Consider the following 25,580-nt stretch of genomic DNA (forward strand, 5'->3'; position numbering starts at 1 on the left):
GTCAGCACCTACAAGTACCGCAACCCCGCCGCGGGCATCGGCAGCAGCTATCAGGGCGCACTCGGATACTTGAGCCAGGCCGACCTGCTCACCGTGCTCGGCAATGCCGCGACGCCACGCTCGGATACCTTCACGATCCGCGCCCACGGCGAGGCGCGCGATGCCAACAACAAGCTCACCGCCACCGCGGTGTGCGAGGCGGTGGTGCAGCGAATCCCCGAATACATCGATCCCGCCGACAAGACCGAGATCGCGGCAGCCGGGCTGAGCAGCGATGCCAACAAGCACTTCGGCCGGCGCTTCGAGATTGTTTCTTTCCGCTGGCTGAGCTCCGCTGAGATCTGACATCCTTTCCATAGACCCATGCGCCTGATCCTTGCCTTCGTCTTGTCCGTCATCGGCTCAACCGCCTTTGCCCAGGATGCCCGTCCGATCGAATGCCGCTTTCTCGCCTTCGGCGTGAAGGATGATGCCGCGGCGATCGCTGTCGGCGGCAAGGGCGAGGAGATCGCCTGCCCGCTGCCGACCTCGACGCTGTCCAAGAAGATCACCTGCACTGCCAAGGACGGCAAGATCCCCTTCATCTCCGCGGCGGACCGCAAGCCGATGGCGACGGCTGGCATCCCCTCTGGAGTCAACTCCGCACTGGTCGTCTTCGTGCGGCTCGACAAGGCCGCAGCCGATGCCCCGCCCTCCGCGGGCTGGCGGGTCTTCGTCATCGAGGATTCGGCCAAGAGCTTCCCGGACGGCGGGGCCTATGTCGCGAACTTCTACACCAGTGACATCCGCTTCGTCATCGGCGAGCACAAGGGCATGCTCAAGGCCGCCGGTGCCCACGGCTATGCGATGCCGAAGGAGCGCGACGACTTCAACATGGCACCGGTGATCTTCGAGTTCCTCAACGGCGACAAGTGGCGGATCGCCAACGAAAGCTCGCTGCGCTTCCTGCCGGGGATGCGGTATTTGATCTTCGCGTATGTCGACCCGGTGTCCGGACGGCCGAAGATCAATACTTATCAGGATCTCGAACCCACGAAGCCCGCGGCGACTCCTTAAGCAAGTTCAAGAGCCGGTGATGCAGATCGCGAACTGGCGCGTCCAGGCATCGCCCTCTGCATCCGTGACGGTGAAACGGAAGCCACCACGACCCGCCGAGTTCCCTGCCGTAAAGCGGACAAGCTTCCCGCCGGGTCCATCTTGGATGGCCTTGCCACCACTGACATCGGAGATCGTGAACTTGGGCGACTTCGTGAAGCCGGCAGTGTAACGGCTGAGGTCGATCTCAATAGGTGCTGCCCTCCCCTTCTCCATGAAGAGGTGCGGCACGCTCTTGAAGTGAAGATATTCTTCCAGGCGGGTGTAGCCTTCAGCGCTACCCTTGGGAAAGAAGCTCGCGCCGCGCACCGCCTCATTGTTGTCCTTCTCCCGCGGATTCCAATGCAAGGCCTCCTCGTAGCTATCAGGCATTCCGTCCTGATCCCTGTCAGCCAAAGGAATAGCAGGCTTGAAGGTACCGAAGCCGCCATTGCTCACGCCCTCCAGGTCGCGCTCCCTGGTGATGTGATTATGCCTGAGTGCAACCACGTCCTCTAGCAGACGCGAATCGACCTCGTCGCGCAGGCCCCCGTCATATGCGTAATCCAACCGCAGGGGACCGGAATCGGAGACAATTTTCTTGTAAGCCACGCGCGGGCTCTCGACGGCCAAGAGCTCGGAACCCGGCAGCGGAGCATCGAGTCGGATGTAGTTCCCGGATGGCTTCGACCCTTCCTTGAAGGGGCTGCCGCCAACAATCGCCCAGCCGCGATCGGTGCCATTGAGCTCCTTGTCGCCGTTGTTGTCGTGAAGGTTGTTCGCCACGTGGATGGAGAAATTCGGCCGCCCTTCGCGATCGACGCCGGCCTTCTCCAGCGGAGTATTGCGGATATTTCCGGGCGGGCAGATGAAGTAATTGCCGATCACATTCGCCTTCCACGAGGCAGGTGTCTCGGAGTCCCCCATGATGAAGCCGATGTCCCAGTCAAAGCTGACGTTGTTCGTCCACTCGAGCAATCCCGCAGGCCGGGCCTTAGGATTGCGTGTGTGGTTGTGCGCCCAAACGGAGTGGTGACAGGTCGCATGATTCTGGTCCCACAGCCCACCGCAGGAATGAGTCTCCAGGCCCCAGGCATTGAGCGACCATTGCAGCGTGAGCTTGTCCGGGGGACGTTTGAAGGAAGAGATATTCTCGTCCGTGGAGAAAGCCATCGAGATGTGAACGAGGATCACGTTCTCGCAATTCGAGTCGAGATCGATACAGTCCCCGCCCGAGCCCTCCTTGCCATGGCGGAAGCGCAGATGGCGGATGACGATATCGTCGCCGGAGATCCGCAGCGTGCCATCGCGCAGCAGAATGCCATCTCCGGGCGCCGTCTGGCCCGCGATCGTGAGCTTGTTCGCGGCGATTCGGGTCTTGATCCCGCCCGCCAGATGAATCTCCCCGCTAACCGCAAAGACGATGGTGCGGCCTGCGGACGGAATGGTTGTTAGACCTTCATAGAAAGAGCTCGCCCCCGAGGACGCCAAGCTGGTGACCACATAGACATCGCCACCCCGCCCTTCCTTCGCATAAGCCCCATAGCCTTCCGCTCCGGGGAAAGCGGGAATCTCAGCGCCTGCGGCGAGCGAGCAAGTGATCGGAATCAGCAAAAGGGATTTCATCTCGGATCATCCGCTATACGCCGCGAAGGCCGCCACTCTAGCGGAGCACACCATTGGCTTCCCTGCAAAAACCCTTGAAACGCCTGCAAGCAACATCGCGCGGGATGCTTCCCAATATTCAAAAGCTTTTGCAGAAAGCCGCCTTTCGCGCATCTCAGGCGCTTGGGCAAGATTCTAGACAGGCTGCCGGAAGGTGTCGCGGCCCGTCTCCCAAGCCCTATGAAAACCCATCGATCCACCTGCCAATCCCTCGTCGCCTCATCTCTCCTCCTCGCATCGCTCCTCGCGCTCGGCGTGCAAGTGCCTATCCGCGCTGAAGCCGATCTCAACGTCTCCGAGAACTACGATGGTGTCAGTACCAGCACGGACGGAGCATCCCCCTTCGACGCTACGAACCTCAATGCGCGCTTCTCGAACCTCGACCGCAATGAGGTGCTCGCCCTGCGCTTCAATCTGAGCGGATACGACCGTTCCAAGATCGCGGCGGCGGCAGTGCGACTGGTGAACTACCGAGCCAATTCCGCCTCCCAGACTCTCCGAATCTACGGCGTGAATGACAACGCCACCGGCTACAATGCCGTCACCGCAACGGACGGCACCGGCACCGACGACAATTGGCCGGAGAACGGCACCACTTTCTCCAGCACGCCCGGCCTTGAGTTCGACGCCCTGGCGACCAGCCGCGGCATCCGCCTGGACCGCGTGACTGACCTCGGCACCGCTGCCGCGACAAATACCGCCGAAGGCACCGAAGTGAACATCTCGACCGCCGCCCTGAAGGACTTCCTCGTCGCCCATCCGGACAACATTGTGACGATCCTGGTGGTCTCGGAAACCGTCAATGGCAACCAGAAACGCTTCGCCTCGCGCGAGGCCACCACCTTGGAAACCGGTGGCACCGCCAAGCCCGCCGGCACCTATGCGCCGCGCCTCGTGATCGATCTTCCCGGCGTCAGCATCGCGGCGAGTGCCGACACCCAGATCAACGAGCAGAACAACTCCAACAGCAACAGCGGCACTGGTGAGGCAATCAATGTCCGCTGGATTCCGAATGCAACCGCCGGGCAGGGCAACCACGAGATCGTGGCCATGCGCTTCGACCTCACCGGACAGAATCCCGCCGACATTCTCGGAGCAGAGGTTCAGCTCATCAATCAACGACTCAACAGCTCAACGGTGCCGCTACACTTCTACGGGGTGATCGACAATTCCACCGGCTACAACGCGGTGACCGCCACGGAAGGAACGATGACCGATGACGATTGGTCCGAAAGCAGCACGACCTTCTCCACTTTCCCGGGCCTCGAATATGATGGCCTCACCACCACCATGGGGATTCGCAGCGACCGCACGGTGGACCTCGGAGTGGTCCAGACCTCCACGGCTAACAACAACGTCAACAAAGGCGCGCCGGTGACGCTCTCCAGCCAAGCTCTGATCGACTTCGTCAAAGGCCACCCGGACAACATCGTCACGATCTTCGTGGTCGATGATAGCAACGGCAGCGAGGGCCAAAAGCGCTTCGCAAGCCGGGAGTGCAACAACCTCGACGCCGATCCCGACGTGCCCATTGGGACCTTCTCACCGAAGATCAACCTCTACCTGGCCAATGCCGACCGCGAGGGCGATGGCCTGCTCAATGCGTGGGAAGTCCAATACGGGCTCGATCCGGACGATTCCGACAGTGACAACGACGGCATCGCCGACGGCGAGGACGACCTCGATGGCGACACGCTCTCCAACTTGGGAGAACAAACCGCACACACTGATCCCACCAATCCCGATTGCGACAACGACGGTCTCTGGGACGGCTGGGAGACCGGCAACGGCACCTGGGTCGATAGCACCCACACCGGCACCTATCCCTTGGTGGCCGACTCCGATGGTGATGGACTCCCGGACGGAATCGAGAATCCTGAAGAGGTCTTTCTCGATGGCACACAGACGGGCACCGATCCCAATAGGCGGGACACTGACAACGACCTCTACTCCGATGGTGCCGAGATAGCTCGCGGCACCAATCCGACGCTGGGCACCAGCGTGCCGGACAACGCCATCCTTGAAGTCCTCGGCACCGGCACTGCTGCCCTACTCCCCGCGCCCCTCACCGACCCCGACAATAACATCGACGACTCGACCGGCACCGGCGCGAACTTCAACTGGAAGGTGGTCACCTCCACGCCAGCGAAGAACTTCTTTGGCACTGGCTCGCTGACGGTTAATCCCGAGTTGCTGAGCGGTGCCTACGACCTCTTCGACAACAAGGTAGGCACCTTGAACGACAAGTGGCTGAGCGGTGGCGTCAATGTTGCAGGGGGGGCCAACGTCACGGTGGAGTTCCCCGGCACGGTCTCCTTGCAGAGCTTCACCATCGCCTCGCCGGACGATCGGCCGGAGCGGGATCCGGTGGACTGGCAACTCCTCGGCTCGAATGATGGTGTCGCTTTCACTCCGATTTTCACCCAATCCGACCCGGCGCGCCTGACGATCTGGTCGACACGGAACCAAGTCGTGAAGTGCACCTTACCCGCAGCCACGCCACAGTATCGTTACGTCCGCCTGGCCTGCACCAAGGTGGGTGTTAGTGAAGGCACCGTGCATCTGAATGAGCTCCAGCTCTTCGGCACCCTCACCGCAGATGCCGTCGCAGCAGACTTCAAGATCCTCGGGATCACCGGCGGTCCGACCTCGTCGACCCTCACGCTGACCTGGACCTCGCAACCGGGCAGCACCTACCGGATCGGTTATTCGGCTTCGCTCGGTGACGCGTTCGTCGGAACGGCGGCGAGCGGAGTCCCTGCCGGAGCGGGCAGCACCACAACCTATAGCTTCCCGAATCCCCTCCCCGGCTCCCAGCACTTGTTCTTCCGGGTGGAAGCTCCATGACAGCCTGAAGAGGCGAGCCTAGCAGACCATCGGGGCCCGGCGTAAAAGCCGGGCCCCGTCTTGCACTAGTGAATCGTCACTGCATCCTTCGATAGGCCTTGTCCGAGCTCTATCCGGCCCGTTGCCCCGGAGCTATTCCGGATCTCGATCCCGCCTGAGCCACTGCCTTCAAGCCTCAGGAACCCGTTCGTCTCAGAGGATGAGCTTATACTATCAATCGAGACTTTCGTGGCATTGCTCAGATCGAAGAGCGGGCCGTCCTTGATGTCGAACTGCATGCCCTCAAAGCGGAGATCCTTCACGAAACGGGCAATCACCCCCCGCCTCGCCGAAAGCTTCACCTCCTCAAAACGGACATTTTCGATCAAGGAATCCGGCTCGCCGGTGATCCGGATCGCGACTGGCGCGCCATCACCGGCAATGCGCTCGAAGCACATGTCGCGGAAGACCGGCGACTTTTCATTGGCGGCGGCGTTCTTGTCCGCGCTGTAGTCCATGTTGAGGATCACAACCTCCTCCTGCATCTTGCGGAGCTTGATGTCGCGGACATAGACCTTCTCGACCACTCCGCCGCGGCCCCGGCGAGACTTGATGCGGATCGCGCGATCGGTGCCGTCGAATTCGCAGTCGTGCATGAAGACGTTACGCACATCGCCGGACATCTCGCTGCCGATTACAAGGCCGCCGTGGCCGTGCTTGCTGGAGCAGTGGCGCATGATGACGTTCTCCGTGGGCCGCCCCACCCGCCAGCCGTCCTCATTGTAGCCGGACTTGAGGACCACGCAGTCGTCACCGGTGCTGAAGGTGCAATTCTCGATCAGGAGATCGCGGCAGGAGTCCGGATCCACGCCATCGTTGTTCGGGCCATCGGTGTCCACCTTCACGCCGCGGATCGTGATGTTTTCACAATACACCGGGTGAATCGTCCAATTCGGGCCGCTGCCGATGGTGAAGCCCTCTAGAAGGACATTCCGGCAGTTCATCAGGCAGAGGAAGTTCGGCCGGATGGCCGCCTCCGTGGTTCCGAAGACCCGCTTCTCCACCGGCACGCCCTCCCCGCCCATCTTGAAATGCTCTCCGGTCTCCTTGGACTTCCAGGCCCACCACTTCTTGGCATTGCCGTTCAGGATGCCTTTGCCGGTCACGGCCACATTCGTGCAATCCTTGGCATAGATCAGCGGCGAGTAGTTGAGGATTTCCACGCCCCCCACGCGCACCGGCACAACCGGCAGGTAGTCCTCGAAGTCATCACTGAAGATAATCTCTGCGCCTTCCTCCAAATGCAGCTCGATATTGCTGCGAAGATGGATCGGCCCGGTGAGGAACTTGCCCTTCGGCACGACCACACGTCCGCCACCCGCGTCGGCGCAGAGCCGGATCGCCGTGGCAAAGGCGGCTGAGCAGTTCTCCGTGCCTCCCGCTACCGCGCCATGCTGGGTGATGATGAAGTCGCGCTTGGGAAAGGTGGGTGGCACGATCCGTTTGAGGATCTCCGGTACGCTTGCCCATGCCTTGTCCGCCGCTTCATCCGCGGATGAGCGGTTCACCATGAGGACCGCCATCATCAGGGCGGCGTGGAGGGATCGGGTCATCATCAGCATCCTGGACCGGGGACGCTCCGAGCGTATACCCCGGCATTCTGCAAAGCTGCTTGAAAATTCACCCTTTGGCCATTCACCCCTGCCGGTCGCCATTCCAGCGCCAGCCGGGATGATGAACGTAGGCGAGCGACTCCTTTACATCGACTCCCTGTTGCGCGCGGGCCACGTTGAAGGCACGGTGGCGTTCCCAGATCTGCTTTTCCGCGGGGCTGGGCTGATGACGCCGTTCATAGGGGGCCTTATTGCCAACCAGCATGACCAGATAGCCTTCGATCCCGAAGTCACTGAGGGAGGATGGCATGCGGTAGCGGCAGAAACCGGTGGGCCCATTCTCGCGGTAGAACTCCAACAGGTCCTTGATGCCGCTGAGATCCGTCTCTTCCTGGCAGCGCCGCCAAAATGGGGTCGTCCCCGCCGAGTTGAGCTTGTAGTGCAGCCCGAGGAAGTCGCGGATCTCACGCCAATTGTTGGCCGTCTGTTCGTTGAAGAGATTGCGGAAGGAATCTGTCGGCTCCAGTTCGGAATGGATCAGGAAGTCGGTCAGCGTGCGGCTATAGGCGCACACGATCATCAGCGCGGTCGCCTCCAGCGGCTCGACGAAGCCGCCTGAATTTCCCACCGCAACGACATTGTCCACCCACATCCGGCGATAGCAGCCACTGCGGAATTTCACGATGCGCGGCGAGTCGGGAGCCTTCGGGTTCTTGCGGCGGAATTCCTCAGCAGCTTCATCATCGGAGACCATATCCGAGCAATAGACGTAGCCACGATTGATGTGGTGCTCGTGCTCGATCTGCCAGGACCAGCCGTGATCCATCGTCTCCGAGGTGGTATAGGGCAGGATTGGCTCGTCGGTGCGTTCCCAGCCACCGATCACCGCGCGGTCACAGAAGAGGGTCTTGTTAAAGCTTTCGTATGGCTCCTCCAGGACTTTTCCCAGCAGCTCGCTCCGGAAGCCACTGGCATCGACAAAGAAGTCGGCATCAAGACGACGGCCATCCGCCAGATTCACCGCGGCGATGCCCTGAGGGCCGCGCTCGGCACCCGTCACCGCACCATCGATGAATTCAACCCCGGACTCCACGGCGATTTGTTCGAGCGTGGAGACCAGTTTCTCGTTCTCCATGTGGAAGGCATGCCAAGGCTGGATGTCCGGCCCGCCCTGCGGAGTTCGGGCAAACGCCTTGCCCTCGCGCATCAAGGCTGCGGGGAGATCCACATTGGAGAACTCCTCATCGCAATAGAAGCCGTTCGGCTTCGGCAGATCACCCCAGACGAGATCCATCTGCGGCGAGAAGGTATAGTCGAAGCGGCCGCGAGGCCCCCACAGGAAACGGATCCCCAGCTTCCAGGTTGGCTCGGCAAGGGCGTAGAAGCGCTTTCGCTGGATGCCGAGATAGTCGAAGAGATGGGTGACGAAATTCGGCGTTGTGCCCTCCCCAACCCCGATCACCCCAAGCGCAGGATCGCGCACGATGCTCACTTCGAGCTGCGGGATTTTGATCTTGAGGGAAAGGGCGGCGATCAGGCCGGCGCTGCCGGAGCCGAGGACGAGGACTCGTTGGATCATGCAAAAGGGAGGATGGTAATAGTAGGGAAGAACGCGGCAGCCCTTCCGACCTGAGCCGGGAGGCACGGCTTCACCATGAAGCCGGCCGACGGATTGAAAAAGTCCCGACCGCAGGAAAATGCGGTCGGGACCCCGAAGCCATCGTGCCGGTCGGTGCTTACGGTGCGGCCGTCACTTGCACCCGCAGGAAGCCCTTGCTTCCATTGGGCAGACCCTCGGAGGCCGACAAGCGGAAGGTGTGATACTCCCACGGCGTGCCGACCAAACTGGGCAGGCTCGTGCCAGCAGCCGTATCCGAGGCCCCACCCACTTTCACCACCGCGGAGTTCGGGAAGGTCAGGTTCAGCGAACCTTGGATCGTATAGGTGACCCCGTCCTTGGTGGCCACTTGCGTTCCGTTTGGGCCCGCGGCGAAGACTGCACCGTCGCGCACCGCCACGATCAGCGTCAGCTCCTTCCCGGTTGGCGCTGCAGTATCCTGGAGCAGCAGTGCCGTGAGCCCACTGTTGGACCCGCTGTTCGGAACTCCATCGAGCGCAAACTCCGTGAGGTTCGAGGACCGATCGCCATCCGGATCATCGCCGGGATCGCGATCTGCCGGCAGAATCGACGGGAAGCCGTTGATCCATGTCGTGTAGGGTGTGGCGGGCACCGTCAGGGTGATCTGCGAGTTCGTGCCAGTGCCGTAGTTCAGCGTCCATCCGGCGGGCAATGCGGCGCCGTTGAGCGTCACCGCCGCAAAGGGCTGGGTCAGCGTACCGGTATAGCTCGCCACCACGTAGGACGAGGCACTCGCCGGATTCAATTGGGTGATCGCCAGGGTCGAGCCGGTGACATTGAGGTTGCCGTTGACCACCAACTGATCCCCGGTCGCGCCGTCGATCTCGTAGGCATAGGTGCTACCTGCGCTCAGGGTAGTGGCACCGGCGGTAAAGGTGCCCACCGAGTGCCCCGGCGCCAGCTTCGCTCCCGAATTGACCACCAGCGGACCCGCGACACTGCCTGTGCCGCCCAAGGTGCCGGCGGAGACGGTCGTGGTGCCGCCGTAGGTATTGACTCCATCCAGTGCAATCGCACCTGCCCCGGTCTTGGTCAGATTGCCCGTGCCGCTGAAGACTTGGGCGAGCTGCAGGCTCTGGCCATTCGGGTTGATCGTCACGCCTCCCGCCCCGATCGTCGCAGTCCCGATGCCATACATGAAGTTTGGGTAGGCATAGGGGGCGGCGGTGATGTTGGCGTTGTTCAACGTCAACGTCGAGGTGGCTCCTGCATGAGCCTCCGCGGAAATCCCGCGGGCGGTCAAGGTCCCGCCGGCAGTGACATTCACAATGCCGGTATCATTCTCGCGGGTTGCGAGGTCGATGCGGCCGCCGGTATTGCTCACCACGCCAGTGTTGCTCACGTTGATCGTGGCCTTGCCATCCTCGGCCACGATGATGTTCCGGCCGATCTTGGTGAGGTTGAAGCTACCCCCGGACACATTCACCACCGAGTCGGAAGTGCCCAGGCGTCCGATGACCACCCAGCAATCGAAGTTCGCCGTACCCCCACTCTGGGTCCAGAGCGCGTCCCCGCCTTGACCGATATAGGCATCGCTGCCATAGACGTTCACGTTGCCACCGGTGATATTGACGGCGGAGATCGAGGTCTCATTGTCTCCCACCCGCATGAATCCATGCGCATTGAAGGTGCCGCCGGAGATATTCACCGTGGCATTCGTCCCGGCGCTCTTGCCCCAGAAGACGTTGTTGACGTCGATCAAGCCGTTGTTCTGCAGGTTGAGCGTGCCGACCGTATTACTGTTGTCAGTAATGTTCATGTCGCTATCCACCTGGTAGTAGCTGGCATTGTCCTTCACGGTCAGGATGCCGGTGCCACCGGTGCCATTCTGACCGACCGAGATCCAACCGCCCGATTGAACGATCTGGCTCGTACCGGAGAGGATCAGCGTGCCGGTGGACGTGTTATCACCGAGCAGCACCCGGTTCTGCGTTTCCAGGAAAGCGTTGCCGTTCAAGGTCAGGGTATTCGAGCCGGAGTTCTCTCCAACCGTCAGATCGCCCGTTGCCAGCTTGGTGTTGTTGTTCAGCGTGACGCTCGCCCCGTTGTTCAAGAGCAGTGCTGAGGACAGGTTGACCTGAGGACCTGCGGTACCGTCGAAGACGATGCTGCCGCCCTGCGGCCGTAGCGCGCCTAGACGGTTCTCGGCACCCGACAGCGTCAGCGTGCCGGCCCCCAGCTTGATGAACTCGCCATCGGTTGCCACGGTTCGCAGCACCGAACCGCTCAGGCTCAGATTGTTGGCCGTATCGAGCGAAGCCGAACCCTCCAGCGTGAGGCCGCGGTTGATGGTGGCCGCGACGCCGGTGTAGATCAGCTTGCCACCGCCACCGAGCACCAGGTTCGCTGGCGATGCGGTGGCAGCCCCGATCGAACTGGCAACGCCACCGTTGGTGAGCGAATCGATTGTCACATTGCCGCCCGTGAGGCGGGTGACGCCGGTGTAGTCATTCGCCAGCCCCGTGATCGAAAGGTCACCGGAGCCGGTCTTGGTGAGACCGGTGGTGCCAGTGATCTTTCCGCCTCCAGAACTCAACGCATAAGCAATCGTGTTGTTGAAGACATTGATCGATCCCGGAGCGACGCTCGAACCCACCTGCACCGTGCCAATCGCGGCATTGTCGTTGAAGGACACGATCGCCTTGTCCACGTAGTTCGCGGGCACAGAGGCAACCACATCGAGCCAGTTGTTCGCCGCGGTCCAATTGCTACCCGCATTGCCCGTCCACTCCCGGTCCGCGTAGCTTGTCACGGTGAAGCTGACGATACCGGTACTCGTGTTGTCATTGAAGGTGGCCGAGACCACACCCGGCGGCAAAGTGCCCGCCGCGAAGGTGCCCCCGCCCGACCGCTGGGCCGGCACATAGGAGAGCACCGGCAGAGCGACCCCGGTCTGGAACTCCGTGCCCTTCAGGTTCACCGGGATACTGCCCGTCAGGGACATCGCACCGGTGACCTTGAGCGTCGCATCGGTGGGATTGGAACCGCTGAGATCTCCCACGTCGGGATTGAAGGAAGTACCAGAGGCAAAGCTGAGGCTAGAGACCACCGCCTGATCCCCGGCGAAGGCAAGCTTCACCCCGAAGGAGGTGTTAGCTGTCAAGACCACAGGGTTGCTGTTTGAAGGAGAACCTACACTCTGGCCACCAAGCACCAGACCACCCGCATTGACGGTGTTCGTGCCGGCGTAAGTGTTCGCTCCCAGCAACGAGAGCGTGCCAGCGCCACTCTTCACGACATTGCCCGTGCCAGTGATGACTTGGTTGGCTGTGAGATTGTAGCCGTTCGAGTTCACCACCATCCCGCCACTCTTGATCACGACGCTATCGACCGTGGTCGAAATGAAGTTGCTATCGCTCTGCGTCGCGATGATCTGGCTTCCATTGAAATTGAGCGTCCCGGTGCCGGCCGAAACGCCGGTGTCGTTCGTCTCGCGGGTGCCGATGAAGCGGTGGGTCCTCACTGTGCCGCCATCCAGATTGAGCACCCCGGTGGTGCTATTCTGTGCCAGCGAGAACGCTTCAGTTCGCCATTCCGCAGTGTTCGAGATGGTGAGCGATGCATTGGCCAAGGTGCCGTTCTCACCGATCCAGGTGATCCCGCCCTGCACATCCACCAGACCGCCGGTCTGGGTCATCACGCCGGGACCGGAGCTCGCAACGATGAAGTTGCTGTTCATGCCGGTCTTGGTCCAAGTGCCCCCGGACATGTCGACCGTTCCGCTGCCGCCATCCCGGCCGATCACGACCCAACTGCCGTTCGCAATCGCTCCCGCTTCGAGGTGGACCGTTCCCACGGCGTTGTTGCCTTGGCCGATGAAGAAGTCGCGGCGCGAGCGGAAGTCGCCGGTGCCGGAAATATTCAGGTGGCCCACACCGCCATCACGGCCCGCCATCGGCACGCCATTGCGGGTGAAGATGCTACCGCCGCTGAGATTGACCGTGCTAACGCCCGTGTTCTGGCCGATCCACAGGTCGTGGTTGAGCCACATCGTGCCGGCGGTCTGGTTGACATTGCCAGTGCCAGCACCGTCCGCGAAAATCGCATTTCCGTCGTGCTGCTTGATGCTGCCGCCGGCCATATTGAGCGTATCCACCCCATTGCCACCCCAGCCGACGCGGAACCAACTGCCGACGTCGATCGTCCCGGCATCGATCTTGACCGTGGCATCGGCGCCGCCCTCACCCATATTGAACTCTCCCTGGACCTTGATCAGGCCGCTGGTGTTGATGTTCATGGTGCCGGTGCCGTCACCGGCGCCAACACGGAGCTGATCTCCCGTGAAGATACTGCCCGAACCTTGGGCGAAGCCGGTCAGACCAGGGCCCACGGCCGCGGTATTCGCCAGATTATAAGTACCAGTGCTACCGCCCCCGCGGCCGACGATCACGTAATTCCCATCGCCGCTAACGACGATCCCGCCCCGGTGATCAAGACGCCCCGCTCCGCCTGCTTCACCCACGAGGACGTCGCGCGGCAAGGCATCGATGTCGTTCGTGATGACCGGAAATCCGGTGGTCGCATTGACCACCGCGTCTTCATCGAAGCCGAGGAATACCTGCGGGATATGCCCGTTGCTCCAGTTGATGGGATTGTCCCAGTTCTGATCGGAAGCAGTATTGGTCCACGTGTTGGTAGCGGCCTGTGAGGCCTGACTCAACGCGAGCGCTCCGATCAAGGAAACACTCAGAAGGGCGCCGCTGGTGATGCGGGAGGAGAATGCACCAGGGCAAGCGACTGCCGTCGCAAAGAGAGAGGCACGCGTCGTGCCCGACTTTGGTTGTTTCATGGGTTCGCGGGTTTCCGGCGGGGGCTCACCACCGAAGGGGTCGGTACTCGCTCAACCCAAACGCGTTTGCAGGCAAATGGAAATTTGCTCCTCGGCACCCAATGAGGGCGCTTTGTTTATAATGCGGACAACCTGTCATCACAGGTTGTCCGATTCGTTGCAACACGCACGGGTTGAGAAGGTCCCGACAACCCTAAACCCGCTCAATTCGCGGGCAAAACCACGAGCCTCAGGAAGCGCTTCTTGGTCGATCCCATCGCCACGTTGTCTGTATAAGTAGCCGTCCCCGCAGAGGCGAAGGCCGGGAAGGTCTGTACTACAGTCCAGTCGCCACTGAGGCTCTCGCTGGCTTCGACACGGAAGCTAATGTTGCCACCCGCAATGTGATCAAAGCCGAGCGTGAGGAAGTTACCGCTCTTTCCCAAAACCGGTCCCGCACCACCACCTTGGATCGGATTGCGCCCCATACCGAACTCAATCAGGTTCACCGAGCCATCTTGGTCAGGGTCCGCATCAACCGCCGCGGAGTCCCCCGCGAGACCGTAAGAGGCAGCCCAAGTATCGTAGGGACTCGCTGCTCCCACCAACGCCACCACCGGGAAGCCGGAGCCATTGTTGTGGGTGTAACTCAGAGTATAGCCCGCAGGGAGCGCTCCATTGACGGTGAAGGTCCCGCTGACACCGGCGCTACCACTCGCGATAATATAGTAAGGAGCGGTAAGTGTGCCCGTTCCGCTGAAGTCAAGAGTCGCCCCCGCCCCCAGCGTCAATACGCCCTGCGAATGGAGATGCCCCGGCAACACGCTCGCTTCTACATCATAGCGGATGGCTAGCTTGCCATTCACCGTGGAAGCCGCCTGTGCATTGAGCGTGCCGATCGGCGTCAAGGCTGCACCGGAAGCCACCGTGACCGCCCCGGTCTGACCACCGATGCCCAGACTCCCGGAGTTCACACTGACGGTCCCGGAGAAGGCGACGTTCGGAGAAGTGAAGCTCACGCTGCCGCTGCCACTCTTCGTCAAGCTGCCGCTGCCATCCACGCTGCCACTGAAAGTGACGGCATGGGGAGCATCCAAATCATCCGCCCCGGTGACCACCGCCGCACCTGTTAGAGAAACCGGCACCGTGGAAGCCGAGTCGGCCGCCGCGCCCAACACGCCGCCACCCAGCCGCAGCCTCGCGGTCATCGCAGCATTGGCCGAGCCAGCCACCATGCCTCCCGAGCCGACATACACGGTGCCAGCAGTGAGATTGAGAATGGAACTCCCTGCAAAGTCCGCTTGGCCGAACTGAAAGCGCTCCGCCTTCACCACGCCGCCACGGACCAGCATGATCGACTGGCCATCGAATGCAGTCCCGATGCGCACCCCAACCGCAGCATCCGTGGAGGTGAAGCTCCCGCCACCGATATCCAGCACCGACCAGCGGCTCAGGTTGGCGATCCCCACTGTCGTGGAGCCGTGGACTGTCAGGCTGCCGCTGTCCATCCGGGCGCTGACACTCGAGTTGGCATTGTTGCCCAGCACCACGTTCCCCGCGACATCCACGGCACCACCATTGATGTAGAGCCCATTCCCCGTCTGGCCGGTGGTAGGTTCAGTGCCAAGGTTGAGAGCTCCCCGGCTGACGCTGAGGCTCGCAGTATTGAGACTCCCTCCTCCCACGTGAACGAAGAAGTTTCCGCTGCTGAGGTTATTGTCAGAGATAATTCCGCCGTTGAAGTTCGCCGTGCCCGACACGATATCCAAGCCAGCGGAGGCATTGGTGAATTGCGATTGGGCTGAGGCCGTCAAGGTGCCTCCATTCAGAAGCAGCTTGGAGCCGGCCGCACCGGTCTTCACGGATCCTGCGCTGAAGCTCGATCCCGCATCCAATGAAAGCACACCTCCATTGACGGTGGCATTGCCGGTGAAGGCATGCGTGCCAGTCAGCGCGAAGGTGCCACTCCCTGCCTTGGTGAAGTTCGTTCCAGTCCCGGCAGGAGAGCCGGTATAGCTGGTCGAGGCATTGTTCTGTCCCACCGTCAGGGATAGAGGAGTCGCAACCGTATTCGCCAGCGGGAAAGGCTTGTCGCCACTCAGAGCTCCCAGCGTGATACTATCCAAGAACTCCGATACCGTGAGCGTGCCACTGGCAGCCGAATAGGTCAGTGTACTATTCTGCAGCGCAAGCGGATCACCGATCTCCACCGTCCCTGCGGAAATCGTCGTTGGTCCGCTGAAAGTATTCGCCGAGAGCAAAGTCGTAGTGCCAGCACCAAAAAAGTCCACACTGCCACTGCCGCTAATCTGCGAGGAGAGGCTGAGCGCATCCGAGCGATTGATGCGAAGCACCCCATTGTTCGCGATCGGACCACCAACCGAACCACTGGTCCCGCCTGCGCCGATCTGCAGCGTGCCAGCGCCATTCGTGGTGAGTCCGCCGTAGAAGCTGTCACCGGTGAGAATCAGGGTCCCGGGCCCGGATTTGCCCACGCCGCCATCTCCCGAGATCTGGCCCTGGATCGTGAGCGCACCCGCAGCGTCATCCAGCTTGGCAAGGATGCCATTCGCAGGCAACTGCACCGGCGCGCTGATTGTATGGCTGCCGCTCTTCACATGCAGCGTCGCCGCAGCCTCACCGTCGTCGAAGATCAGCGCATTGGAGCCCGCCACCGTAAAGGTCTGCGAGCTGTCGATGTTGAGAATCCCTACCGTCGCCGGGCTGCCAAGTGTGACCGTGCGCGCAGCGGTGATCGGCGTGCCCGAGCTGCCGCCAAGATTCGCGATTGCCGAGGTCCCATTCGGCACACCATTCGCCGTCCAATTCGCAGCCGTCGCCCAAGTGCCATTCGCATTCACGTTCCAGAAAGACTCCGGACGATTGCCAACTTCGATCCGCAGCGTCACGAAGCCCGAAGCCACACCAAAGGTATAGGTCTGCCCCGGGATCTTGCTGCTCTCGGCCACCGCCAGGCTTGCGGTGCCTGAGCCGCCGATCGCCCCGGAACTGGCAAAGAGATTGAAAGTGCCCAAGCCGGTGAAGGGCTGCGTCGTCCCCGCATTGTAGAGTTCGATCGTGCCGCCGTTGATGACCAGGCCATCCGAGTTCAGCACCTCAATCAGGTCCGACTGCAGCGCATCGACCGCCTCCCACTTGATCACCGAGCCCGCTGCCAGATTCAGCCCCCCGGCCTTGAGCGAACCCACTCCACCCGCACCCGGAATCAGGGTGCCACCGGATGCCACGCTGACCACACCGCTCATGCTGCCCTGGCCGGTGAGCGTGCCGCTATTGTTCACGGCCACCGCGCCGGAGCCGGTCGCGCTGCCGCTGGTATTGTTGATCACCAGCTTGCCGCCGTTGATGGTTGTGCTGTTGGTGCCATTGCGCGTCGACCCGCTAGCCGCATTCAGCCGGACCTCACCCGCGGCCATGGTCAGGTTGCTGACCGTATAGGCGCCGTTGTAAATGACCGTCCCCGCCCCCGGGTGACTGATCGTTCCTCCGCTGGAATTATTGCGGACGTTGATCGGGCAATTGAGCGTGAGCGTCCGGCCGCCCGGGACATTGTTCACCATCGCCACACCACCGGTGGCCCGGAAAAAGATCCCGCTTGCCACGGTCAGATCTTGAGTAGCCAGGCTCATGTCCACCCCGCCACTCGCGGTGAAAGTGAAAGTCCGGGTGCCAGTGATCGAGACCGGCCCGGCAGGATCAACAATCTTGATCGTATTGAGCCCGAGATCCCCGCCGATATCCACAGTGTTTGCAGCGGCCACGCGGCTATCCCAAATGAAGATATCCGTCTGACCGGTGCCGTTGATCGGCGTAGTCGCCATCGCGGCTCCGGCCTGATCCACCCACGAGGCATTCTGGTTCAGGCTCGAGGTGTTGTTAGCCTTGTAGTAACTCGCGGCTTGGGCGGTCGCGAGGAGCATCCCCAAGGCCGTGCCGCTCTGGATGAAGCACGGCAGGATGGGGCGGAAATGGGTACGCAGGGTTTGACCTTTCACGGGGTTTGATGGGTTAGACTTGGGTTCGAGAAAAGGAGCCGCCAGGAGCGATGGAGATCGATTCCTAGGGATAGAATAAGAAACGTTATCTTTAGCGGAGAGTTGCCGCGCGTATACTTGGCGTTTCTGCAAAAAGACTTGAGATTTAGGCTCTCAAGCCTCGTCGCCAGAGCACTCCAATCGCTCGCATGAAAGCGGCAACGCCACTTCCCTCTCAAAGCCTCAGATAGGGCCCTACCTATGGCGTCACCAACACCCGATAGAATCCCGCCGTCTCGCTCGCAGCCGGATCGCTAAAGCTCAGCACCGCTCCACTCCCCGCCTGAGCAGCCCCCACATCCACCCAAGTGCTGCTCATGCTCGTGGACCGCTGCAACCGGTAGGTATGCCCCGCGTAACCCTGAATCGTTACCGTGAAACCATTCGTCCGGCTGGCACTGGCCACCTTCACCTTGCTCGAGTCCAGGACGACTCCCTGGTTCACGATTGCCTGCAAGGTCGCCGCCGGCACATCGGCGGTTAGAAGATCGAGCAGACCGGCATTGGTGAAGCTTCCGTTCAGCTCGAAGTCCGTGCCATTGGTCACCCGGAAAGTCCCATTGTTCACCACATCGCCGTGGATGGTCAGCTTCCCGCCACAGTCGGCATGCACCGTCCCGTTGTTTACAAGATCACCGATCACCGTCCCGCAGCCATCTAACAAGCCACCCGCATCGATCACCACCTGATCCATCCCCACCGTCCCACCTGCCAAGCGCAGAGTCGCCCCGCCCGCCACATCCAGGTCGCCACCGCTGCTCATCAGCACGCCGGAGACCGCGAGCGTGCCAGCCGTTACCGCGGTATCGCCGCCGTAGTTCGAGCTACCCGCAAGCGTCAACGTGCCCGTCCCCACCTTTGTCAGCGCCGTGGCATGCGGCGTCGCATTGCTGCCATTCGAAATCGCACCAGCAAACGTCGTGTCCGTATTGAGCGCCCCGACCACATAGGTATCCACCGCCGGCCCTGCCTGGTCACTGCCACGCAGCTGCGAACCCGTTGCACCGCTCAAGGCCCCTAGGGCGACGCTCACATCGCCAGTCGCGCGGTTGTTGATCACCTGAGCCCCCGCGTCGAAGGCAATGTCTCCCCCGCCCCAGGCACCGCTGCTGGGATTGAAGCGCAGCGTTCCCCCTCCCCCGGTGAGGGCGATGCTTCCCGCGAAGTCATCGAGATTCCCCTGCAAGGTCATGACTCCACCGGCCGGGAACTGGATCGCCAGGCTTCCCGTCCCTGTCAGCGGTCCACTGAGTGTGTTATTGCCACTGGTGACCCCGATGACGGAGCTGCCGCCGTTGCGGATCTCATTCGCCACCGAGAGCGATGCCACCCCAAGATTCAGCGTTGAGCTATTCAGCGCAACAAGCCCACTGCCCAGGGCCGTGGCACTGCCGATCGCAACCGTTCCACCGTTGATCGTCGTTCCCCGCGTATAGGTATTCGCGGTATTGATCGTCAGCGTGCCGATCCCGCTCTTCGTCAGCGCCGCCGATCCCGCGATGCTACCGCTGCCATTGAAGGTGTAAGCGGTGACGCTATTGGCCACGATCACATCCTGCGGCTGGAGTGCCCCGCTGAGCGTCACGGCGCCATTGGCTGCGCTGTCATTGAAGCTGACCGCATCAAGATTGTAGAAGTTCTCCGTGCCTCCGCCTTGGGTCCAGTTCGCCGCGCTATTGAGGTTCCAATTCACGCCCACCGAGCCGGTCCAGACCAGATTTGCCGCAGAGCCGGTCACGGCAAGCTGCACGAAGGGCGTCGTCGCACCGGCGGCGGAACTGCTGAGCGCAAAGCCTTGGCGAGTCGTCGCCGGCAGATTGTGCGTGAAGGCCGCCGAGTTGAGCGCGGTATTGTTGCCACCATCGACCAAGCTATAGATGCCTGCTCCCAACCCGCCATTGAGCAGATTAAAAACAAAGTTCTGGGTGCCGCTGATCGTCAGCAAATTCTGGGTGGTGATCCGGTCGTTGCCGCTGCCCGGATTACTGGAAAGATCGTAGTTCAGCGTCGCCCCATTCAAAGTCAGCGCTGCCAGCCGCAGCTGTCCCACCTGACCCGCCCCGGCTGGAATCAAGGCCGAGCCGCTCGCGGCAGTCACCGAGCCACCCACGGAATCCCCGATCCGCCCGATCCCACCGAGCTTCGCACCGTTGGCAATCGTCGTCGAGGTGCGGCCGAAGGTCCCGTTCAGCATGAAGGTTCCCGCGTTGATATTGGTCGCGCCGGTGTGGCTGCCGGGACCATTCCAGGTGAGCGTCCCCGTGCCCGTCTTCGTCAGCACCGTCGCCGAACCGCTGGCGGAGTCAGTGGAGCTGGTGCTGTTCGAGATCGAGCCGTCGAATGTCGTGCTCTTGTTCAGCGCCCCGATCGAATAAGTCAGCGCCCCCGCATAGTGCGCTCCGCCCAGCTTCGCCGTCGCCGTGCCTTGCAGCGCTCCGATGCTAAGGGTATTGCCGCCCGAGTTGTCCCGGCCTCCCAGGTTCACATTGTCCAGATTGACCGTCGCGGCATTCAGGTTGTTGAAGGAGCCATTGGTCGAGTCGCCGTTGAAGTTCGCACAGATCAGCGTCTGCGCTCCCGTCGCCGTTAGATTGAGCGTCCCATTGAATCCCGACCACGAGCCATTCAGCCGCGAGTCCTGGACTGCCGCACCGGTCACCTTGAGATTCAGGGTTCCCCCCCGTTTACTCCGCCGATCTTCATCTGCGGCGACATGTTCACGCTCACATTGCTGCCGCCCGGCACCGTGATCAGGTTCGGCAGCGTGTGCCCGCCGGTGAAGAGAGAGCTCAGCGTACCGCTGCGGAACTCGAGCGGGCCATTGCCCATGCTCGATCCATTGCCGATCACCACCGTGCCACCATCGATCAGGATATCCAGCGGGAAGGTATTCCCACCCGTATTCGACAAGGTAAGCGTGCCGCTGCCCGACTTGCTGAGCGAGGCCGCCCCGCCAATCGCTCCGCTGCCCGTGAAGGTGTAATTCTTCGCGGAGTCAACCGTCACCGCCGAGGGCTGCACCGTGCCGGACACCGTGATGTTCGGCGAATTCAAACCGCTGTCGTCAAAGGTAGCTGTATCCGTGTCTCCCCAGCCGCTCGGTGTCTCGCCATCCAGCCACATCAGGTTGCTGGCGGTATTGTTCCAGGTATGCGAGCTGCCATTGCCCTTCCAGACCAGCGGCGAGGACACCGGATCCACCGGCAGCGGATCGCTGGAAACGAGAATCGCAAAGCGCTGCGTCCACGAACTTCCCTCCGCATCCGTGACATTGAAGTCAAACATCGCCCGGCCCGCGAAGCCCGCCGCCGACACGAAATGCGCCTGCGAATTCCCTCCTCCCGACAACGTCACCGCACCGCCCACTACATTGGAAACCGTGAAGACCGCTCCATTTGCAAAGCCGCGCGTGTAGCGGCTCAGGTCAATATCCAGCGCATTGTCCTTCAGCACCGCCCGGTGTGGGATTGCCATGTAGTGCAGATACTCCTCCAGCTGCGTGTAGCCCGCAGGCGTGCTCGGCGGGAAGAAGGTCGTACCGCTCACGAAGCCACCGGCACTGGCCATCACCGTATTGTTGTTCGCCACCGTGTGGCTGTAGCCCACAGCCTTCTCCCAATAGTCCGGCATACCGTCCTGGTCGGTATCGGTCGGCGCGGGACTGGAGATCAGGGTGCCGAAGCCACCGTTCGTCGCCCCCGATCCCCCGAGAGACCCATAAGTAATCCTGTGTCGCCGCTGGCTGGTCAAATTGTTCGTCAGGATCGTATTCAGCTCGTCCCGCAGCGGCCGGTTTGGATTCGCGTCCTGCCGCAGCGGCCCGCAGGCGGAGACCACCTTCTTGTAGGCGACCAGCGCATTGGCATCCTCGGTCACTGGCACCCCGGTACCACGCGCCACCGGACTTCCAAGCAGGTTCACATTCGCCAGGCTGCTACCCAGGATGCTGCTACCCCGGTCGGTGCCATCGAGCACCCCATCCTTGTCGCTGTCGTACAGATTGCCGTTCACATACACCGAGAAATTCGGATTCCCGTTGCTGTCCTTGCTGGCACTCGCAAAGGGACTGCCAGAGGAGGAACTGGCGATGAAATAGCTGCCGACCACGTTCGTCTTCCAATCCGCCGGGGTCTGGGAATCGCCGAGGATGAAGCCGATGTCCCAATCGAAAGTCACATTGTTGACCCAGTCGAGCAGGCCGTCCGGCCGCGCCTTCGGATTGCGCGTGTGGTTGTGCGACCACAGCGAGTGGTGGACCGTCGCATGATTCACATCCCACAAGCCGCCCGCCGAGTGGGTCGCCAGGCCCCAGACATTGTTCGACCACTGGAAGGTCATGTTGTCCGGCGGCGTGTTGAAGCTGGAGAAGTTCTCGTCATGCGCGAACATCGCGTCGCAGTGATCGAACATCGTGTTCGTCGCCGTGCTGTCGATGTCGATGGCATCGCCCGCCCGTCCATCGCGGAAGCGGATGAAGCGGAAGACGTTGTTGTTCCCGGAGACGCGGAAGGTCTCGTTCTTCAGTCCGAAGCCATCGCCCGGCGCGGTTTGTCCCGCCACCGTGATCTTGCTGGCAGTCACCCGCAGCGTGCTCGAGATGGTGGTGTAGCCGCTCACATCGAAGACGATCGTCCGCCCGGCGGCAGGCACATTGGTGGTCAGCCCGTAGGCAAAGGACCCTGCCCCCGAGCCATTCGTATTCGTGACGTGATAGACGTCTCCGCCGCGTCCCCCCGTGGAATGTGCCGCAAAGCCCTCGGCACCGGGAAAGGCGGGAATCTGCGCATGAACCAGCCACGGGCACAGAGCCGCGAGGCCGGGAAGGATGAATCGGAGCGCTGGCGCAAGTGAGGTAGGGACGGCTGGCACGGGTTTCAGGGAAAATTGAGGGTCTTAGATCGCGGTCACCAGCAGACGCACGAAGCGCCGTTGCGATTCAGCGGGGAAATGCACGCTCACCCGCTCGGTCTCCGGATTCAGGGCGGTGACTTCAATGCTCACGCCAGCCGCTCCGTTCGCAGCATCCGTCCATGCATCGAGATCGGCGGAACTCTGCACCACATCGGCAAAGCTCCCCCGGGCCCGCAATTTGCGGTCGTAGCTGAAACTCACCCCGCCACCCGTCCCGGGACTCATCACCGGACTCACGGACCCCGCGTCCCATGCCACCGGGCTCCCGCCCAAGAGGAACTCCAACGCATTCGCCAATCCATCGCGCTCGGGATCGCTTTCCGCGGCACCATCCGTCGCGGGGTCGAGGCCGTAGCCATTGAGAAAGATCTGGTAAGCACTGATCACCCTTACCCCGACCTCGCCGGACATCGAGTCGCCCGCGGAGTCCGTCACCCCGAAGCTGAAGCGCGCGATCCCACTGAAGCCCGCTGCCGGTGTGAAGCGCACGGTCTTGCCATCGCCGAGCAGCTGGACCGTGCCCGCCGTGGCAGATGCTGGAGCAATCGCCACAGTGCGGACCGGCGCTGCCGTGTAGCCCTTCGTCAGTGTGGCAAGATCGAGATCCACCGGCGTCCCTGCGGTCGTCTCGATCCTCGGCAGTGCCATCCAGGCGAGATAGTCGTCCAGTCTCGTGTAGCCGTCGTTCTCCGGATCGGCATTGGCCTCTGAGAAATCGCCCGCCGGGGATGAAGGGCTCGTGCCAATCAGGCTCTCCCACCAATTCGGCAATCCGTCGCCATCGCTATCCCAGTTTGCCGCTCTGGCCTCGCTCGGGTAGTTCTCCCAGCCGCCGACATCGTCCTGCGTATTCGGCAGACCCGGGTAGCCGCCATAGGGACCAGTCCCGGTATAGGTGTAGGTCCCGCTCAAGGTCTCCTGGATCACGCGGGTATCATGCGTATCCAGTGGCCGGTTCGCTCCGACATCGGAGAGCACGCGCTTGTAGGCACTCAACGCCGTCTGCGTGCCTACGTAGTTCTCGAAGAAAGGCGCCGCCACGAAGGTCTCATAAGTCGGAGTCGGGGCGCCATTGGACACCACGCTGCGCCGGCCGGTGCTCTGGCTGGCTTCATTGAAATAACCCGCCATCACATTTCCGGTGAAGTAGCAGCGCTGCGAACCACCGAAGTCATTCTCGTGGTTCATCGTCACAGCATAGGGCACCAGCGTCGTCGCGGCTCCCGGCTTGTAGTAGTTGTTGACGAAGTTGACCTCCATCGCCCCGCCATCGGTGGTCCGGGACTTCCAGTTGTAGACCACGTTGTTGCGGATATCGAGCCGCCCCGAGAAGAAGCCCAAGGCATCGACCCCGCCACCCATCGACCAATTCCGTCCCGAGCAATGCGCGAGCAAGTTGTGATGCAGGCTCGCGATATCCCCGCCGACCGTCGCGGCATAGCCGTGATCGGTGCCCGCCGGATAGTTCTGGTGCCCGGCGATCGCCAGCGCCTCCGAAATCAGCGTCTTCTGTAGCGTGATGTTCTTTGCCCCCCGGGAGCTGAAACCCTCGTCCATCGACCAACTGATCGAGCAGTGATCCATGATCGAATGATCGCAGCCTGCCAGGCCACCGCCGTCGATCGTCTGCCCGCTGATATTTCCCGGGCGGTTGCGTAGGAAGCGCACCACGGAATCGTTTGATCCGCTCAGCCCGAGCGGCCACTGCCGCAGGCAGATCCCCTTCCCCGGCGCTGTCTGCCCGGCGAGGGTGACAAAGGGCGAACTCAGCGTCAGCCGCCGGTCCAAGGTGATCATCCCCGCCACATCGAACACGATCACCCGCGGCCCCGTCTCGACTTCCACCGCGTGCCGCAAGGTCCCCGGCACCGGCGCCGCACTAGACGCGTAGTCCGCCAGCGAAGTGATGTGGATCACACGCCCGCCACGCCCCCCACGCGCGTAGCGCCCATAGCCCTCGGCTCCCGGGAAGGCCAACTGTCGCGGCCGGAAGCTCCACACCGGACCGGCGGTCACGTTGCCGAGTGCATCGATCTCATCCACCCGCCAGTAGTAGGTCGCGTGCTTGTTGGAGGCCGCCACCACGCGTGAAGTCCCGGTCTGGTTCCCTAGGAAGAGCGTCGAGGCGCGAGTCGCTGCAGCTACCGCCGTGCGATCCGTGCCCAAATAAACATCGTGCGATGCCGTATCGCCAGCCAATGCCGCCGACCAAGCAAGGTTCACCGTGCCCGCGTCGGCATCCACATGCCCGTTGCCATCGGCGGGCGATGGAGTATTGGCAATTCGCACCGCATTCGGTGTGTCAATCTCGAAGCCGTTGATCATCGCATTGCGGATTGTCACCCCGGCCGCCGTATTTGTCTCCGCGGCAAAGATGATCTCGGTGACATCCGCAGGCCCGCTCACCGTGAAGCTCACATAGGCGCTCGCCGCCGCAACATTCGACGCGGCGCGGATCGATGGCTGGAGATGGTCCACCGCCAGCACGCCATTCACGAGGATATCAATCGGTCCCAGCGACCCGGCCGGAATGCTGTCCCAGGCGTTGTGGTAGCTCAACAAGGTATGCGGCCCGGCATTCAGTCCCGCGATCGTCATCCGCAACTGCCCACCCGTCGCCAAGTTCGCCGGTGCAACCGTGAGACCATCGCTCACCAGCTTCGCGCTTCCTTCCGCTCCGGCCTTGTACCAATTGCTCAATAGTCCCGTCCCTCCCGCCGCAGCAGAAGCCGCCGTCTGCACAAAAGTCACCGTGACATTCTCATTCGCCGCTGTCGTGAAACTCCGGCTCACCGCATTGGTCCCCGTCGCGGCACCGTTGGTATTGTCCAAGCTCCAGCGCGTGTAGCCCAACTCCGTCACCGCCGCCGTATTGTTCGCGTCGCGGTTGATGTCCACGCGCAACTCGCCGGCATGCACCATCGCCGCACTCGCCAGCACACCGACACTAACAATCGCTCCTTGGGTTCGCAGCTTGGCCATCGGGTATTTCATTCCTACCTCTCCCTCTACTCGTCGCCTACCGGCCA

The 25,580-nt window shown here is 62.0% G+C and carries 10 protein-coding genes and 1 pseudogene; 3 read left to right on the forward strand and 8 right to left on the reverse strand.

Annotated features, from left to right (window positions below; translation table 11 throughout):
• A pseudogene (locus BV071_RS07060) lies at positions 1-345 on the forward strand (hypothetical protein); the annotation flags it as partial.
• An 18-nt stretch (positions 346-363) separates the two neighbouring features.
• Positions 364-1,056, forward strand: coding sequence for a hypothetical protein (locus BV071_RS07065; protein WP_035604146.1), 693 nt, complete (start codon positions 364-366; stop codon positions 1,054-1,056).
• A 6-nt stretch (positions 1,057-1,062) separates the two neighbouring features.
• Here the strand turns inward: BV071_RS07065 and BV071_RS07070 are convergent, their stop codons facing one another.
• Positions 1,063-2,700 carry a hypothetical protein gene (locus BV071_RS07070; RefSeq protein ID WP_265594165.1) on the reverse strand — a complete coding sequence of 546 codons (1,638 nt, stop codon included), beginning with the start codon at positions 2,698-2,700 and terminating at the stop codon, positions 1,063-1,065.
• A gap of 219 nt (positions 2,701-2,919) precedes the next feature.
• On the opposite strand from BV071_RS07070, the gene BV071_RS07075 reads away from it, so the two are divergent.
• Positions 2,920-5,586, forward strand: a complete 2,667-nt coding sequence (locus tag BV071_RS07075; protein WP_035604153.1) for a hypothetical protein — start codon at positions 2,920-2,922, stop codon at positions 5,584-5,586.
• 65 nt (positions 5,587-5,651) lie between these two features.
• On the opposite strand, the gene BV071_RS07080 is transcribed toward BV071_RS07075, so the two are convergent.
• The 7 genes from BV071_RS07080 to BV071_RS07110 form a co-directional block, all read right to left on the reverse strand.
• A complete protein-coding gene (locus tag BV071_RS07080; protein WP_265594166.1) occupies positions 5,652-7,181 on the reverse strand; it encodes a glycoside hydrolase family 28 protein in 1,530 nt (509 codons plus the stop codon).
• A 79-nt stretch (positions 7,182-7,260) separates the two neighbouring features.
• Positions 7,261-8,757, reverse strand: a complete 1,497-nt coding sequence (locus BV071_RS07085) for a tryptophan 7-halogenase (RefSeq protein ID WP_035604155.1) — start codon at positions 8,755-8,757, stop codon at positions 7,261-7,263.
• Positions 8,758-8,914: 157 nt separating this feature from the next.
• Positions 8,915-13,606 carry an autotransporter-associated beta strand repeat-containing protein gene (locus BV071_RS07090; RefSeq protein ID WP_035604158.1) on the reverse strand — a complete coding sequence of 1,564 codons (4,692 nt, stop codon included), beginning with the start codon at positions 13,604-13,606 and terminating at the stop codon, positions 8,915-8,917.
• A gap of 203 nt (positions 13,607-13,809) precedes the next feature.
• The gene (locus tag BV071_RS07095) at positions 13,810-17,601 is read right to left on the reverse strand and encodes an autotransporter-associated beta strand repeat-containing protein (protein WP_035604161.1); all 3,792 of its coding nucleotides are present in this window, start codon (positions 17,599-17,601) and stop codon (positions 13,810-13,812) included.
• 238 nt (positions 17,602-17,839) lie between these two features.
• Positions 17,840-20,299, reverse strand: a complete 2,460-nt coding sequence (locus BV071_RS07100; RefSeq protein WP_035604164.1) for an autotransporter-associated beta strand repeat-containing protein — start codon at positions 20,297-20,299, stop codon at positions 17,840-17,842.
• An 8-nt stretch (positions 20,300-20,307) separates the two neighbouring features.
• Positions 20,308-22,509: a hypothetical protein gene (locus BV071_RS32620; protein ID WP_265594167.1), complete on the reverse strand. Its 2,202-nt coding sequence runs from the start codon at positions 22,507-22,509 to the stop codon at positions 20,308-20,310.
• 24 nt (positions 22,510-22,533) lie between these two features.
• Positions 22,534-25,533, reverse strand: a complete 3,000-nt coding sequence (locus BV071_RS07110; RefSeq protein WP_265594168.1) for an Ig-like domain-containing protein — start codon at positions 25,531-25,533, stop codon at positions 22,534-22,536.
• Between the last annotated feature and the right edge of the window lie 47 nt (positions 25,534-25,580).

Origin of the sequence: Haloferula sp. BvORR071 (genome assembly GCF_000739615.1) — a bacterium.
Classification (GTDB): Bacteria; Verrucomicrobiota; Verrucomicrobiia; order Verrucomicrobiales; family Akkermansiaceae; genus Haloferula.

Excerpts from the sequence above, each read along its gene's own strand:
- BV071_RS07070 (WP_265594165.1), bottom strand. The coding sequence starts at position 2,700 with ATGAAATCCCTTTTGCTGATTCCGATCACTTGCTCGCTCGCCGCAGGC.
- BV071_RS07085 (WP_035604155.1), bottom strand. The coding sequence starts at position 8,757 with ATGATCCAACGAGTCCTCGTCCTCGGCTCCGGCAGCGCCGGCCTGATC.
- BV071_RS07075 (WP_035604153.1), top strand. The coding sequence starts at position 2,920 with ATGAAAACCCATCGATCCACCTGCCAATCCCTCGTCGCCTCATCTCTC.
- BV071_RS07110 (WP_265594168.1), bottom strand. The coding sequence starts at position 25,533 with ATGGCCAAGCTGCGAACCCAAGGAGCGATTGTTAGTGTCGGTGTGCTG.
- BV071_RS07065 (WP_035604146.1), top strand. The coding sequence starts at position 364 with ATGCGCCTGATCCTTGCCTTCGTCTTGTCCGTCATCGGCTCAACCGCC.
- BV071_RS07090 (WP_035604158.1), bottom strand. The coding sequence starts at position 13,606 with ATGAAACAACCAAAGTCGGGCACGACGCGTGCCTCTCTCTTTGCGACG.
- BV071_RS07080 (WP_265594166.1), bottom strand. The coding sequence starts at position 7,181 with ATGATGACCCGATCCCTCCACGCCGCCCTGATGATGGCGGTCCTCATG.